The organism is Mammaliicoccus stepanovicii, from assembly GCF_002902525.1.
GTDB lineage: Bacteria > Bacillota > Bacilli > Staphylococcales > Staphylococcaceae > Mammaliicoccus > Mammaliicoccus stepanovicii.
In genome coordinates this window covers 1-15,895 of sequence record NZ_PPQZ01000066.1, presented here as the reverse complement: position 1 = coordinate 15,895, position 15,895 = coordinate 1, and the positions used below count along the sequence as shown (strand labels likewise).

Here is a 15,895-nt window from a genome sequence, read left to right as displayed (position 1 = left end):
TTCCACCCTCCAAGAAAGTTATAAACCGTTTACATTTCCATTTTAGCACTTAACAGTAGTGAATTAAAGGCAAAAATATTATAAATACATCTTATTTATTGATAAATGATTCTTTAAATACAACTGAAATTTTAGTGTATTCATTCTCAATGCTATCTACCTTTACAGTACCGTCATATGAATTGACTAGTTTCTTGGCAATGGATAGTCCAAGACCGTTACCGCCTTCTTTTCTAGACCGTGATTTATCAACTCTATAAAATCGATCAAATATAAATTCAAGGTCTTTTTTAGGTATACCCATTCCGTGATCTATTATATCAAGTGTGATGTTTCGATTTTTCAAATTCGTGTTAATTGTAATGTTTTTATTTTTAGTGTCATATTTCATCGCGTTATCTATGAAAATCAATAACATTTGTTCAAAATGAAATCTATTAATATTCATTCTTATCGCATTGTAATTTGAATTAAAATCAAATGTGTAGTCAGGGTGTAGTTTTTTCAATGATTTGATTCTAGACTGGATTTCATAATTTATGTCTACTATATCAATATCATCACCTGTACTTGTTCGTGCGTCTTTAGACAATAATAATAATTCTTCGACTAATTTCGTAATTCTATCCATCTCTTCTATTGAAATATCTAATGATTCTTCTAATACTTCCGGGTTATTCTTACCCCATCTCTGTATGAGATTAAGGTGTCCTTGAATAATTTGTAACGGTGTTCGTAGCTCATGTGATGCATCTTCAACAAATTGCTTTTGTTGTTCAAATGAAATTTCCAATTGTTCCATCATATTATTAAATGTTTGAATCATATCATCAGTTTCTTCGTAATTTGTTGTTGCTACAAGTTTTTCTTGAAAACCATCTCTTCTAATTTGTTTCATTTTGTCAGATAAGATTGTAATTGGTTTCGTGATTTGAGAAGAGAAGATATAACTAATTAATGCTATTAAAAATAACGCAGTAAGACCAAATAAAGTTGCTAAAATAATCATAAATTTAATAATAGCTTCATAACTATCTAAAGGATGAACGATAGCTTCATACCCTTTAAAATAACTTGTATTTATTGGACTAAGGACAACTAGATAAGTTTTGTTATGTACCTTTGTTTCATACACTTTTAGTTTGTTCACACCTTTAATGTTTGGCGTGTGATCTAAATGATCGTTATGTGAATCTTCATAGATTTGTTTTCCGAATTTATCATATAATATGATTTTTTGATTATCATTTATAGAAGCGTTAATATCTGTCGAAGTGATTTGACCAAGTGTCTTAGATTCTAGCAAATTGATAGTGTCATATGCACTTCTAGTAGCTACTTTAGTTTCTTGGTCTTTTAAATAAAGACTGATGAAATAAATGATAAACATGCTAAATAAAGCGAATATAATAAATGTAATGGTCGTTGTAAGCATCATCCATTTCGTTTTTAATGATTGTTGTTTCATGATCTTATCACATACCCAACTCCGCGCACGGTTTCGATTATATTTTCTTTCTTAAATGGCTTGAGCTTATTTCTTAAATATCTAATATATACATCGACAACATTGGTTTCAACTTCGGATTCATATCCCCAAACATGATTGAGTATTTGTTCACGTTGAAGTACAAAATTTTGGTTTTCTGCTAAGAGCAACAATAATTCATATTCAGTTTTAGTTAAATCAACTGTTTCATCATCAATCTTTACTGAAAATGCATTTTTATCGATCGTGATATCGTTCACCTTTATAGTGCTATGAGATGGTGCAGTCGTTACATTTCTTCTAATGATAACTCTAATTCTTGCTAGCAGTTCTTCAATATCAAAAGGCTTCACGATATAATCATCAGCACCATAATCAAGTCCAATCACCTTATCATACGTATCGCCTTTTGCTGTAATCATGATAATAGGTGTATCTTTCTCACGCCTTACTCTACGACAGACTTCAAGTCCGTTCATTTTAGGTAACATCAAATCTAATAGTATACAGTCATAAGTTTTTTCAAGCGCTAAATTTAATCCACTTTCCCCATCGTTGCATATATCAACTTCGTAGTCTTCATGTTTTAATTCTAATTCTATAAATCGTGCTAAATTTTGTTCGTCTTCTATGATGAGTATATTTTTCATGCTGACACCTCAAATTTCTTAAAATATTTTTATCTTTTTAATTGACATTCATTCTCATTTAGATATAATTATAATTGAAAATGATTATCAATGAAAGAGTACCCCCTCTAATCATAGATAACATTTTCCTATATATAATCTACATTATATATGAGCATTACTATTTTATCATTTAAAATAGTAAAACTTTAAATAACTAATTGACATTCATTCTCAGTTGGTTATAATAGTAATTGAAAATGATTATCAATCAAATATAAGAGTTCCCCCTCTAAGTATATAGATTGAACATTTTCTATAACCCCCTTTTATGCCCATAGAAGAAAAAGACCTCCGTGATTCTGTCCAAGTCACGGAGGTCTTTTTTGTGTTAAGTTAATTTATTTTTCAACATACTTTGTGTTAATAGAATACATATTATACCGCCAATTATTCCAGCAATAATATCTGTCGGATAATGTACACCTAGATACACTCTTGAAGTAGATATCATGATTATAAATAAAACACAAATACCCATTAAATATGGTCTCATTGTCTTATTAGAAACTCTGTAAAGAATATAGATGATTGAACCGAAAAATGCGGTTGATCCCATCGCATGCCCACTCGGGAAACTAAAGCCTGAAATATCAATTAAACGTAATAATGTTGGTCTTTCACGGTCAAAGATATTTTTAAGTAAAGGATTTAATGTTCCAGATAAAATCATAGTTAACGCAAAAAATAATGTTTCGATGTTATATTTTTTTAATTTTAAATAACAAATCGTTATAAGTGATAAGGCAATCATTGCCCATACTTCTCCAAATTTTGTGAACCCAAGCATAATTGAAGTTGTAATAAAGCTCTCTGCTGAATAAATAAAATTATATACCTCATTATCAATCCATTTCCCGATTCGGGATTCATGGAAAAATGCTATTACACCAAAAATAAGACTAAATATAAGAATTAAAAGTGTACGATTTGCTTGGCTCATTTAAAATCCCCTTTACTTTATGTCTGATTCAATTTTGTTGAATAATGTTTCTTTCGTATAACTTTCTTTAAATTGAGACATTTTTTTGATTATCGTTTCTCTCTCATTTTCAAGCTGATCTAGATTTCTAACTAAATTGGATTGATTGACTTCTTTTTCTTGTAGAACTTTTGCGAATCCTTTACCTTCGAAAATTTTCGCATTATCGATTTGGTCACCTCGTGATTGGTCAAGGCCTAATGGAATTAGTAACATTGGAATTTGTAATGTCGCAAATTCATAAATAGCATTTGCACCTGCCCTACTTATAACCGTATCAGTTATAGCATAAAAATGCATAAGTTCTTTTGATACAAATTCATACTGTACATATCCTTCTTTATTAATGTTAGGATCTACGTTACCTTTACCAGTTAAATGAATAATTTGATATTTTTTAGTTAAATAATCTAAATTATCATGAATTGTTTTGTTGATGACTTTTGAACCTAAACTACCACCCATTATTAAAAGCACTGGTAATTCACTGTTAAATCCAGTGAGTTTATAACCTTCTTCTTTACTACCGTCTCTTAAATCTTCACGTATAATTGCACCAATAAAATCTGATTTTTCTTTAGGTACGTATTTTAAAGTTTCTTCAAACGTCGTATAAAGTTTGTTTGAGAATTTCATAGCAATCTTGTTTGCTAATCCTGGTGTAACATCTGATTCGTGTATGATAGATGGTATTTTTAAAGATTTAGCTGCAATGATAACAGGGACACTAACGAACCCACCTTTAGAAAATACAAAATCAGGTTTTTCTTTTTTAAGTGCTTTTCTAGCATCAAAAATACCCTTAATTACTTTGAAAATATCTTTCAAATTGTCAAAAGATAAATAACGACGAAGTTTTCCGCTTGAAATTGGTATATATTGCGTATTAGTAGCCGAACTTTCTATCATTTCTCTTTCAATTCCATTTTTTGAACCAATATAAATCGTTTCTATATTTCGTTTTTCTGCCTCAGGAATGAGTGCTAAGTTTACAGCGACGTGTCCAATTGTACCGCCACCAGTAAATGCGATTTTCTTCATTATTTGAAACTCCTCTTAATCTAATATTTTATAATATGCGTAAAATGGTGCATTCTTATCGAATGGAAATTCATCTGTTTCATATTCCCCAATATATTTAAAATCAAATTTCTGAAATAGTTTTTGAGCACGTTTATTTAAAGAGAATGTATCAGTAAGAATAACGTTTGCATTGTGTTCTTTAGCTAAATTGATTGCAAATTGCATTAGTTTTTGTGCAACACCTTTAAATTTAGGATCCGTTGCCATTCTGTGAATAACATATGCTTCTTGAATCGATACTGGCCAATTAAAGTTTTTGTACCAATCAGCTTGTGATTGATTAATGCATACATATCCTACTATTTGCTCATCTTCTTCATATAAGTATAAATCACCATGATCAATATCTTGATAGAAATCTTTTTCAACTGGATATCTATCATCCCATTGAGGGTTTTCATCTTGTTGCATAATATTTTTAGCTAATGTTGTCAGTCTATTTATATGATGAATATCATCTCGTGTTGCTTTTCTCAAAATATACACCTCCATTATTGATGAACATATTTAATTGCATGATCTAGTTGTAAATCTTCTTTTTGAATTTTTTTGCGTAATAAGTCTATGAATTTCTTCGTTGTCTTATCGGTAAATATGCCATTTGATTGTAGCTTGTTATCAGTTTGGAATGATTTAACGGCTGTTTCAAGATTTTGATCAAATGATTCGTTTTTGTTATTTATATTATACCCTAGGGCCTTAAGACCAATCTTTATTGATTTGATTTCTTTAGATTTATCATTAAGTTGGTAAGTTTTATGAGGGTTAATTATTTCTATTTCTTCATACTCAGGTGCTTTGATTTCTTTGTTTGGTTTTATGCCTTTTTTGTGAATATAAGATTTATTAGGTGTTAACCATCTCATATTAGTATATTTTAGAATACTTGAATCTTTAAATTCTTTATGAACTTGGCCAATACCTTTACCGAAAGTAGTTGTACCTAATACGTCAGCTATTTTATAATCTTGTAACGCACCAGCAAATATCTCTGAAGCACTAGCGGAACCTTTATTTACAAGAACAGAGAAGTTCATTTTATCTAGTCCAGGCATTTTTTTGTGTTCTGTTTCAACTGCTTGAGGTTTATCACCCTTAGTTTCCAAGTATATAACAGGTTTATTTTTATCGACAAACAAGTTTACACTAGAAACAACTTCGTCTAATAAACCACCAGGGTTATTTCTTAAATCAAGTACAACGTGGTTAACTTGATCTTTTTTTGCTTTTTTCAAAGCATCTTCTAGTTCATCTGTTGTTTTACCTTGGAACTTACTAATTGAAATGACTGCCGTATCTTCTTTCTTACTATAGTTTACACTAGTCAAATGAATTTTATCACGTTTAATTTTGACATCAAATGGTTCTCTATTGTCTCTTTTAATCGTCAGTTTTACTGTAGTTCCTTTTTTTCCACGTACTTTATTGACTATTTCTTTTAAAGATTTATCTTTGATTGATTCGTTGTCTACCTTCGTAATAACGTCTAATGGCTGGATACCAGCTTTTTCAGCTGGAGAATCTTTCATAGGACTTGTAATACGTACGTATTTGTCATGTACTTCCATTTCCGCACCAATACCAACAAAATCACCTGAGATTTCTTCATTGTATGATGTTGTATCTTTGGAAGATATGTATTCGCTATATGGATCATCTAAAGATTTAATCATGCCATTAATTGCACCTTCAGTAAGTTTTTGGTCATCAACATCTTTATAATAATCACCATCAATTTGTTTATATGCTTCCTCAATCTTATTTAAGCTCTTTTGTTGATCGTTTCCGAAATTTAAGCCAAATTTGTATGACGCGAACGTTACTACTGATGTTAATAATACAGTGACAAATATAAGTAGTAATAATTTATATAGTGGCATTGTCACTTGTTTAGGATATTTATTATTAAATTTTTTCATGTACTCACAACTTTCTTGTCAAATATAATTTATTTTAACAGTTTATGAGTTCAAATAAAAACACTTTGGCGTACAAAACACCAAAGTGTAAACAATTAGAACTTTAACCATTCTTCATATGAATCAAATAAGTCATCAAATACACTCATTGGTTGAGTAAACATAGCTTCTGTTTCCATATAATCAGAAAGTGTATGATAATCATCTGTGAATTTAGGGAAAGATAAATCGCTAAATATTAATTCAGCTAATTTTCCCATTTCACTATTTTCATTTCGTTTTGTAAGTGCATATTGATAAAAAGAATACTGTTTCATTTATTTCATTTTCACTTCGATAGCTTTTGTTTCAGCTTTAACAAGTGTACTTAGTGATTCGATTTGAATATCTTCAGCATCATCTGTATTCGTAATAATAACAGGGCTTATTACTGATTTTACTTTTTTGTCAATCGTTTCAATATCGAATTTTAAGAGTTCATCACCTTTACTTACTACATCGCCTGTATTCACAAGTGCTTCGAAACCTTCGCCACCTAATTGAACAGTTTCTAATCCAACATGAATTAACACTTCTAATCCATTTGCTGCTTTTATGCCTACAGCATGGTTTGAAGGTTTGAATACATTTACAATTTCGCCATCAAATGGAGCAACAACAACGCCTTCAGTTGGTTTAATGCCAAACCCTTCACCCATCATTTTTTGAGCAAATACTGGATCAGGAATATCTTCAATTGAGACAAATTCACCTGAAATTGGTGCATAAATATCTACGTTTGTATCTTTAGATTTATTACCGCCAAATAATTTTTTGAACATTATAATCGTCTCCTCTTTATTTTCATTTAAAATGGTGTACTAAATCTGCATATCCAAGCTCTTCAAGTTTTTCGTAAGGAATAAATTGAACTGCAGCAGAATTAATACAATATCTCAATCCACCAGCTTCTTTAGGGCCATCATTAAAGACATGACCTAAATGTATATCTGAATCTTCTGATCTTACTTCTGTTCTAATCATACCATGTGTCTTATCAACAAGCTCAATAACTTCTTCGTCATCTAAAGCTTTTGAGAAACTTGGCCAACCACAATTAGATTCAAACTTCTCTTCAGAAGTAAATAGTGGCTTACCTGATATTTTATCAACATATATACCTTTTTCATAATGATTCCAATATTCATTTTGAAATGGTGGTTCAGTGCCATTTTGTTGAGTCACTAAATATTCCATTTCGTTTAATTCTGATTTATTTTTCTTTAACATTTTAATTCCCCCAGTATTTTTCAATGAATGCTTTTCGTCCAGAACCTTGTTGATAACCTTGATAGTGCGCAGGGTTTTTTAAATAGTAATCTTGGTGATGCTCCTCTGCTGGATAAAAATTCTTGTAAGGTTTGACTGGTGTAATAACGGGTTTATCAAAAATATCTTGCTCATTTAATTGATTAATCTTACTTAATGCGATTTCTTTTTGGTGATTGTCATGATAGAAAATGACAGGTTCATAGCTTTCGCCTCTATCGAAAAATTGTCCTTTATTATCAGTTGGATCAAATGTTTTAAAATACACATCTAATATAAATTCAAAATCAGTAATTGATTCATCATACTCAATTTGTACTGCTTCGACATGACCAGTCTGATTTGTACAGACTTCTTCATAGGTAGGATTCTCAACATGGCCGCCACTGTACCCAGATACTACATTTATGATACCAGGATATTCTTTAAATGGTTTTACAAGACACCAGAAGCATCCACCTGCTAAAGTTGCATATGTCATAGTTGTACCTCCCTTAAATGGTTTTACTTTAACTTAATATCAAAATACCATTTTTTATCAGAAATATCTAATCTTTGAATTTTAACTGATTCGACATTTTCTATTTTTATTTTGTTTAGAGATAAGTAAATGGATTCATCTTTTGGATTTATTGAAATATATTCAGGAAAATTTCCATACTTCTTAATTTGAGAAAGCACAAAAGGATTCGATATATTGAGTTTACCTATATCTATCGATTTGATATTGAATTTTATTGTGTTTGTATTTAGTTTCTCGGGTTTAGTATTCAATTTAATATCGATTTTTTTACTTAATATTTTTGTACGTGTATAAAACGATAAGTTATTCCTCGATACATTTGATTTTATATCATAATCAACAAGTGATTTATTGATAAATGTTTCTAGTTCATTGTTATTGAGTGCAAGCGTAAAATCTTTTTTTCCGGAATAAGCATTCTTCGGAGGTGTTCCTTGACTATCAGAAACGGACATATAAACATAAACCATCGCTATTAAAATAAATATAATAATCGTTATAAATGCAAAAAACCAAAAGCGATGATTCATCCAATGTCTATTTTCCATAATAGAAGACACCTATTGCACCTTCACCGGTATGTGTTGAAATAACGGGTGTTGTGACTGCTGTATCAAAGTGCTGGATGTTTTTCTTATCTTTAATTGTGTTCATTAATTTATTCACAAGTTGTTCAGCATTTGCATCTGCAATACCAATTTTAATAATTTCTTTCGTTTCTAAAAAGGCGTCCAATTCTTTCATTAAAAATTTAATGACTGCATTTTGTGTTCTTGCATTATGCAACATTTCAATTTTACCATTAATTACTTCTCCAATTGGTTTAATGTTCATCAATGAGCCGATTAAGCCTTTAGCTTTACCGATTCTACCACCTTTAACTAAGTTTTCCATATTCCCAATTACGACAAACAATCTTAAATTTGAATGCATTACTTCTATTTCTTCTACGATTTGTTCACTAGTGTAATTTTTGTTAATCATGTTCACAATCTCTTCAACTTGGAAACCATAAGCTAAAGATATAAACCTACTATCAATTACAGTAACATTTGCTTCTGTAATTTGAGCTGCTTGTTGTGCGGCACTATATGTTCCTGATAACTCTGAGGTCATATGAATACTAATAATTTCACTACCATCTTTACCTAGTTCATCATATGTCTCAACAAGTTTACCGATTGCAGGTTGACTAGTTTTAGGTAATGAATCAGCTTCTTTCATTTTAGTAAGAAAATCTGTAGAACTTATTTCTGTTTGGTCTTCATATGTGACACCGTCTATCACAATATTGAGTGGGACAACAGATATATTATTTTTAGCAAGATATTCTTTAGATAAGTCTGTTGTTGAATCTACAACGATTTTAATTTTTGCCATTGAAATTCTCCTTTAGTGATTGAACCGTATTATTTATTTGTTCTTGCACGATTTGACTTACTTCTTGCATCGTCTTGTCTTCAAAAATTGAGGGTTCTATTGGTTCGTGAATATGTACATAAACATCACCAGGAACCATTTTTTTTGAGTTTTGTGCTTCCATTAGATTAGAAGTACCACAAATTGCGACTGGGACTATTTTAACTTTTGCTGATTTAGCAAGTTTGAATGAGCCTGCTTTAAACTCTTGAACCCCTTTTCCTTTACTTCGACTACCTTCAGGAAAAATTAATAAAGAGTGTTGTTCATTCAATTTATTTATACCATCTTTGAACATTTGTAAACTAGCTCGTCTACTTGAACGATCTAAGTAGATGCAATTCATCTCTTCCATCCAACCTTTTAAGAATGGAATTTGTTCAACTTCTTTTTTGGAGATGAATCCAAAAGGCTGTGGTAAATGTTTAATCATAACGGGTATATCAAAATTCCCTTCATGATTAGAAATATATAGTACAGGTTCATTTAATTCTTCTGTATTACCAGATACATGGACATTTGCACCAACTGAATTTAATATTTTGTTTGCCCATCTGTCTGCATATAAGTGCACCATTTTGTCTTGCATTCTTATATCACTAAATTGTTGCTTTTTCTCTTTTACTTTAGGTAATTGTGTTGTTACGATTGCTGCGTATCCAAGTATATAACTTATTGTTCTTGCTGTTCTTAACATATTATTGCTTCCTTTCTAGATGCATAAACGTATGCGGGATCGTATTTTTGTCATCTAACTTACCTACTTCAGATGATAAAACTGTCCAATCATTAAATGTATATGGTGGAAAGAATGCGTCACCTTGAAACTTATCTTCAATAACAGTGACATACATATCGTCAACTTGGTTCATCATTTGTTCATAAAGTCCTTGACCACCAAATATGAATACATGACCTTCAAGTTGATCAATTTCTTCAAGTGAATGAATGACATTAACGCCTTCATGTTTAAAAGATTTATTAGACGTTAAGACTACGTTTCTTCTGTTTGGTAGTGGCTTACCAAGCGAATCGAATGTTTTTCTGCCCATAACTATTGTATTACCAGTTGTTAGTGCTTTGAGTCTTTTTAAGTCATTTGGTAAATGCCATGGCATTTTGTTATCTAACCCTATTACTCTGTTTTGATCATGACATACTATTATTGATTTCATTGGATTCTCCTTTTTAGACAGCAATAGGCGCCTTGATGCTTGGATGAGATTTATAGCCTTCAATTTCTAAATCTTCATACTCTAAGTCGAACAAGGATTTGTCTGAGTTGATTTTTAGTTTTGGTGGGTCAAATGAATCTCTGGAAAGTTGTTCTTCAATTGCATCTATATGATTTTTATAAATATGTGCATCACCAAATGTATGAACAAATTCGCCAACCTCTAAATTGCATTCTTTAGCAATAAGATGAGTTAATAAACTATAGCTCGCAATATTAAATGGGACACCTAAGAATATATCTGCACTTCTTTGATATAACTGACAACTTAATTTCCCATCTTTAACATAAAACTGAAATAATGTGTGACAAGGTGGTAATGCCATTGTATCTATTTCAGTAGGATTCCATGCAGAAATGATATGTCTTCTTGAGTTCGGATTTTGTTTAATATTATCTATTAAAGTTTGCAGTTGATCGAATCTTTGTCCGTTAACATCTTTCCAATCTCTCCATTGTTTTCCGTAAACGTTACCAAGATCTCCGAATTTCTTCATAAAATCATCGTCATTTAAAATTTTATCTTTAAAAATTGCAAGTTGCGCTTTATATTGTTCATTAAAGTTATCATCAACAAGTGAACGGCGACCAAAATCCGTCATGTCTGGTCCTTCATAATCTTCGCTTTCGACCCATTTTTTAAATGCCCATTCATTCCAAATATTATTCTTGTACTGTAGTAAATATCTAATATTCGTATCACCTTTAATAAACCAAATTAATTCAGTGGCAATGAGCTTGAATGAAACTTTTTTCGTTGTGAGTAAAGGGAAAGCTTCAGATAAATCAAATCTCATCTGATGTCCAAAAATTGATATGGTTCCGGTCCCTGTTCTGTCATCTTTACTTTCACCTTCAGACAAGACTTTTTTACATAAATCATGATACGCTTTATCGAAATTATTCATAAGTGCACCTCTTTACTTATTTATTCTCTATCTATATTAACGAAAAAAACCACAATTTACTACTGATATAATATGGTAAGTTTTACGATTAATATGTATAATGGAGTTAAATATAAATAGAACACTTTTTAAAGGAGGCAATTTCAATGAATGAAATATTTGCTGTCTTAGGATTTTTCTTATTACTAAGTTACATGATAAGTATGTGTATTACAGAATAAGATTAAGAAGAAATGATTTTTCTTATATTCAAAGCTTCTAAAATAAAAACGCCATTTTATAATGGCGTTTTTATTGCTTCAAAAAAGCTTTTTCATATTAATGATGAGTTTTTTCTTTTATTTCTGCGTAATCCATAATGTGTTTTTGAACTTTTACGAATACATTGAAATACATTAAATTGTTTAAATAACGGACTTTTATAATGTGCCTTTAAAATTAATGTTTCATAACTATTTGATAGGTCCATACACTTGTTGGAATTTATATGTTTAGATAGTTCACCCATTCTATCATCTGGGTTCATCGTTTCTTCAAACATGTGGTCTAAATATAATATGTTTACTTTTTCACTATTTCGTTTTATCCAATGGTTATAATCGTCATTAATAAAATAAATACGTTTCAATACATCTTCTGTTAACGCTCGTTTCATACCCTCTGAAATAACAAAATGTATAAGTGGATTCTGTTCTATTGAATAAACGACAACATTTGGGAAACTGTTTAACACTAAATAGCTATCCCTGCCAAATCCCATTGTGCCATCAACAAAATGAAACGATTGCTGTGGATGCTGAATATGATTTAGCATATCGATTAAAATAGGCTGATTGTTTTCTTTTTGCATATTGATTTTTACTTTGGTTGTATCTAAATGAAAATATATCGGTACTCTAGGCGAAAAGTATAATTTAGGCCCATTACTTAAGAATACAATGACTGGTGATTGATCAACTGCAAAAAGTTGTGTAATTGTAAGTTTTTTACGTTCTACAATGCATACATCTTTAATATTAAGATTAGACTTTAACATATCAAATGCATCTTCTACTTGTTTGTAGAGAGATGCATTTGTCTTGACTGCAGTAGTTAATCTAACTTTAGTCACAGTATTCATCGAAAGCGTCTTTAATATCCATACAAATTTCTTGGATATCCCTTCCTTCTATATGTTCACGTGGCATAAAGTATTTTAATTCTTTACCTTTGAATATTGCCATTGAAGGACTTGAAGGTACTTGGGCAATATATTCTCTCATTGTTTCAGTTGCTTCTTTATCTTGTCCAGCAAATACTGTCGCAGTTCTTGTAGGTTTTTTATCATTTTGCAATGCCACAGTTACAGCAGCTGGTCTTGCTAGTCCTGCAGCGCAACCACATACTGAATTGATAACAATAAATGCAGTTTCATTCGGACCGATATTTTCCATATATTGAGTTACTTGCTCTGAAGTTTCTAAACTTTCAAATCCTTGATTTGTTAATTCACTTCTCATAGGTTGTGCTAATTCTTTCATATATTGTTCATATGCATTCATAGTATTATTCCTCTCTCTTTCTGTTTGCCATTTGTTTCCATACAGAACCTAACGCTGCTTCTCCATTTTCAATACGCTCTATTGCCATTTGAACTTGTAGTTTAACATCGAATGCCGGATCATCTTCTCTTTTCTTTAATGCTTCTAGAGCTGTTTCGTCACCTTCGTCAAATATAAACATAGCTGCTCGCCATCTTACAATTTTTTGAGGATCTTCGAGTGATTCTATCATGACTGGTAATGCTTCTTTAAAACCTAAATCACTTAAACAATCACCCGCTGTTCGTCTAACTGATACACTTTTATCTTTCATACCTTTATATAAATAAGGTAACGTTTCTTTCGTTTCTATCATACCAAGCAAGACAATCGCCATTCTTCTAATTTGAGGTTTCTTATCATTAAGAGCTAAATCTAACAATTCATAATCTTCCTCTGTAGGCGTTGGAAAATCATTCAACATTCTTAATCTAGCTTTCCAATCTTCTTCCTGTTCAAATTCAGTCTTAGATACATGAATAAATTTCTTTTCTGGTATTGTAATGTCTTTCGTCAATGCTTCTTCAACGAGTTCATTTAAAATTGATTCAGGATATAAAGCGAGAATTTCTTCTTGTACCGTTTCTAGCACTTGATCTAATTCACCATAACGAATACCTAAATTTTCCCATTTACGTAAAAATACTACGTTATCAGAGTCTTTCGTAGCTTTTAACATACTATCAATATAAATTTCAGGTAATTGTTTTCTTTTTTCTTCATCTTGAGTAGTTAATTTAATTTGATAAGGAATGCCTTTAAATTTTAAAACTTCTGCCTTAACTTCACCAAAATGTTCGTTAACTGTTGTTTCATTTGCTCCATCTTGATTATCAGTACCAGATATTGCAGTAGTTACTTGTTTAAGTAATGAATCCCAATCTTCTTTAGGGTATTTATCCACTGCGATAAAGTCCATAACATGAAAGACAGATTTAATACCTTCTAATTGAAGAATACGATTTATAAATTCTGGATTTTTGTCGCTCGTCTCAGTATATGTTTGAGAACTACGATCTTCCTTCTTAAAGCTTAATACAATCTTCATTGTATTAGGACTCGGTGTTGGTTCTACTCTTACAATTTCCATAATATCCTCCTTATTGCAATTGGTTCCCTATTTGCTTAATACGTATACCGATAGAACATTCAGAAATACAATATTGATGAGCTTTATGTTTGCCCATTGTTTCTCTATAATGCGTTTTCAATAAGCACTTTTTACAATAGGTTTCCATCAATTCATCTATTTGTTTAATAGCTATTTTATCTTCTTTAGCTAGAATAAGCGTCACTCCTAACTTAGACCGTTATTATATCATTCATACTAACAAATGTTTATCATAAAGCTTATTGCAAAATATAACTTCGACCATTATAATTGATAAGTTCGATTATCGCGGTTTCTAAACACCCGCATATCAAAATTTAGGAGGAACAATGTTATGTATAATGAATTACTCGGTATTGGAACATTTGTAATAACATTTATATTAATGTTATTACTTTACAGATTTTTTGGTAAAACAGGTTTGTTTGTGTGGGTTGCTATAGGTACTATTATAGCAAACATACAAGTTATTAAAACAGTTGAGCTGTTTTCTGTGAGCGCAACATTAGGTAACGTAATGTTTGCATCGATATATCTCGCAACTGATATCTTAAATGATATATATGGTAGAAAACAAGCTAAAAAAGCAGTTTGGCTAGGTTTTTCATCTGTTATTGTCATGGTAATATTATTGCAATGTTCATTAATGTTTATTCCAGCACAAGAAGACATATCACAAAAAGCCTTAGATACAATATTTGGTATAGTACCAAGAATTGCATTAGGTTCAATTATTGCATACATTATTGGCCAACATTTAGATGTTTATTTATTTACATTAATTAAGAAGACATTCTCGTCTGATAAAACATTCTATGTAAGAGCATATGGAAGTACTGCGATAAGTTCAATCATAGACACTGCAATTTTTGTTATAATCGCCTTCTATGGTAATTTACCAAATTATGTAATTGTTGAAATATTTTTAACAACTTACTTCTTGAAGCTACTTACAACAGTTACAAACGTACCGTTTGGATATATAGCGAAATCAATGTTTAGAAATGGTAAAATTAATGATTAATGGTTCTTTGCACATTTAATTAGATAAGTCATTTAAATAAAATTTAAAAGAAAACCGTAAAATTTCCTTGTTGTTTAAAGAAATTTTACGGTTTTACTTTTATCGAGCCTATTATGACTCAATTTTGTTCAAGTTATTACATTAAATATGGTGAGATACTTTATTTATTCATTATCTTCTGATCTTTTACGTCTAAATAATAGCGCTAAACCACCGAATAGTGTTGTGATTCCAAATAAAGTTGAAGTATTGCTCTCAGCTTCACCTGTATTAGGTAATTCTTTTCTTTGTTTGTCTAATGACTTACTAGTTGGTCTATTACTATTTGCATCATTTGATCTATTCTCTCCCTTTTTAGTAGAAGTGTTATTGTTACTATTAGTATTTATAACTTTAGTATCTTTATTTGGTGTAATGATATCAGGTTTACCATCGTTATCTTTATCCGTTACCGTTGTACCATTTGAATCAGACTCTTCTTTATTTGGAATGCCATCATTATCCGCATCTTCATCTCCATCTGGTGTACCATTACCGTCAGAATCAGGATTTGTTGGATCTGTACCTGCAGCTTCTTCATCTTTATTATTGATACCATCGCCATCGATATCAGGGTCTTGGTCATC

Annotated in this window: 21 protein-coding genes; 1 reads left to right on the top strand and 20 read right to left on the bottom strand. The window is 30.8% G+C overall.

Annotated elements, in window-relative coordinates:
• Positions 1–91: 91 nt before the first annotated feature.
• From CD111_RS09435 to CD111_RS09345, 19 genes are all read right to left on the bottom strand, one after another.
• Positions 92–1,468: a HAMP domain-containing sensor histidine kinase gene (locus CD111_RS09435; protein ID WP_095088030.1), complete on the bottom strand. Its 1,377-nt coding sequence runs from the start codon at positions 1,466–1,468 to the stop codon at positions 92–94.
• A complete protein-coding gene (locus CD111_RS09430; RefSeq protein ID WP_095088029.1) occupies positions 1,465–2,139 on the bottom strand; it encodes a response regulator transcription factor in 675 nt (224 codons plus the stop codon). The genes CD111_RS09435 and CD111_RS09430 overlap by 4 nt, the downstream gene beginning before the upstream one ends.
• A gap of 370 nt (positions 2,140–2,509) precedes the next feature.
• Complete coding sequence (locus tag CD111_RS09425; protein WP_095088028.1) at positions 2,510–3,121, bottom strand: phosphatase PAP2 family protein; 612 nt, start codon at positions 3,119–3,121, stop codon at positions 2,510–2,512.
• Between the two features lie 12 nt (positions 3,122–3,133).
• A complete protein-coding gene (locus CD111_RS09420; protein WP_095088027.1) occupies positions 3,134–4,201 on the bottom strand; it encodes an undecaprenyldiphospho-muramoylpentapeptide beta-N-acetylglucosaminyltransferase in 1,068 nt (355 codons plus the stop codon).
• A 15-nt stretch (positions 4,202–4,216) separates the two neighbouring features.
• The gene (locus CD111_RS09415; protein WP_371868750.1) at positions 4,217–4,729 is read right to left on the bottom strand and encodes a GNAT family N-acetyltransferase; all 513 of its coding nucleotides are present in this window, start codon (positions 4,727–4,729) and stop codon (positions 4,217–4,219) included.
• 5 nt (positions 4,730–4,734) lie between these two features.
• Positions 4,735–6,162 (bottom strand): S41 family peptidase, encoded by a 1,428-nt coding sequence (locus CD111_RS09410; RefSeq protein WP_095088025.1) that lies wholly within the window; start codon positions 6,160–6,162, stop codon positions 4,735–4,737.
• Positions 6,163–6,257: 95 nt separating this feature from the next.
• The gene (locus CD111_RS09405) at positions 6,258–6,479 is read right to left on the bottom strand and encodes a YozE family protein (RefSeq protein WP_095088024.1); all 222 of its coding nucleotides are present in this window, start codon (positions 6,477–6,479) and stop codon (positions 6,258–6,260) included.
• Positions 6,480–6,983, bottom strand: coding sequence for a PTS sugar transporter subunit IIA (locus CD111_RS09400; protein ID WP_095088022.1), 504 nt, complete (start codon positions 6,981–6,983; stop codon positions 6,480–6,482).
• Between the two features lie 22 nt (positions 6,984–7,005).
• Positions 7,006–7,431, bottom strand: a complete 426-nt coding sequence (gene msrB / locus CD111_RS09395; RefSeq protein ID WP_095088021.1) for a peptide-methionine (R)-S-oxide reductase MsrB — start codon at positions 7,429–7,431, stop codon at positions 7,006–7,008.
• A 1-nt stretch (position 7,432) separates the two neighbouring features.
• Positions 7,433–7,951: a peptide-methionine (S)-S-oxide reductase MsrA gene (gene msrA, locus CD111_RS09390; RefSeq protein WP_095088020.1), complete on the bottom strand. Its 519-nt coding sequence runs from the start codon at positions 7,949–7,951 to the stop codon at positions 7,433–7,435.
• A gap of 23 nt (positions 7,952–7,974) precedes the next feature.
• On the bottom strand, positions 7,975–8,541 hold the full coding sequence (locus tag CD111_RS09385) for a DUF2140 family protein (protein WP_095088019.1): 567 nt from the start codon (positions 8,539–8,541) through the stop codon (positions 7,975–7,977).
• Complete coding sequence (locus tag CD111_RS09380) at positions 8,531–9,373, bottom strand: DegV family protein (protein ID WP_095088018.1); 843 nt, start codon at positions 9,371–9,373, stop codon at positions 8,531–8,533. Before CD111_RS09380 ends, CD111_RS09385 begins: the two co-directional genes overlap by 11 nt.
• Positions 9,360–10,109, bottom strand: coding sequence for a lysophospholipid acyltransferase family protein (locus CD111_RS09375; RefSeq protein WP_095088017.1), 750 nt, complete (start codon positions 10,107–10,109; stop codon positions 9,360–9,362). The genes CD111_RS09380 and CD111_RS09375 overlap by 14 nt, the downstream gene beginning before the upstream one ends.
• A 1-nt stretch (position 10,110) precedes the next feature.
• Positions 10,111–10,587, bottom strand: coding sequence for a dihydrofolate reductase (locus CD111_RS09370; protein ID WP_095088015.1), 477 nt, complete (start codon positions 10,585–10,587; stop codon positions 10,111–10,113).
• 13 nt (positions 10,588–10,600) lie between these two features.
• A complete protein-coding gene (locus CD111_RS09365) occupies positions 10,601–11,554 on the bottom strand; it encodes a thymidylate synthase (RefSeq protein WP_095088014.1) in 954 nt (317 codons plus the stop codon).
• A 313-nt stretch (positions 11,555–11,867) separates the two neighbouring features.
• Positions 11,868–12,674, bottom strand: a complete 807-nt coding sequence (locus CD111_RS09360; protein ID WP_095088013.1) for a class I SAM-dependent methyltransferase — start codon at positions 12,672–12,674, stop codon at positions 11,868–11,870.
• Positions 12,658–13,095, bottom strand: a complete 438-nt coding sequence (brxA, locus tag CD111_RS09355) for a bacilliredoxin BrxA (RefSeq protein WP_095088012.1) — start codon at positions 13,093–13,095, stop codon at positions 12,658–12,660. Before brxA ends, CD111_RS09360 begins: the two co-directional genes overlap by 17 nt.
• Positions 13,096–13,099: 4 nt before the next feature.
• Complete coding sequence (locus tag CD111_RS09350; protein ID WP_095088011.1) at positions 13,100–14,224, bottom strand: conserved virulence factor C family protein; 1,125 nt, start codon at positions 14,222–14,224, stop codon at positions 13,100–13,102.
• Positions 14,225–14,234: 10 nt separating this feature from the next.
• Positions 14,235–14,429 (bottom strand): zinc-finger domain-containing protein, encoded by a 195-nt coding sequence (locus tag CD111_RS09345; protein ID WP_095088010.1) that lies wholly within the window; start codon positions 14,427–14,429, stop codon positions 14,235–14,237.
• Positions 14,430–14,579: 150 nt separating this feature from the next.
• On the opposite strand from CD111_RS09345, the gene CD111_RS09340 reads away from it, so the two are divergent.
• The gene (locus CD111_RS09340; RefSeq protein WP_095088009.1) at positions 14,580–15,269 is read left to right on the top strand and encodes a queuosine precursor transporter; all 690 of its coding nucleotides are present in this window, start codon (positions 14,580–14,582) and stop codon (positions 15,267–15,269) included.
• A gap of 164 nt (positions 15,270–15,433) precedes the next feature.
• Here CD111_RS09340 and CD111_RS09335 read toward each other — a convergent pair.
• Positions 15,434–15,895 (bottom strand): LPXTG cell wall anchor domain-containing protein (locus tag CD111_RS09335; protein WP_142380948.1); only part of this gene is annotated, 462 nt, incomplete at its 5' end.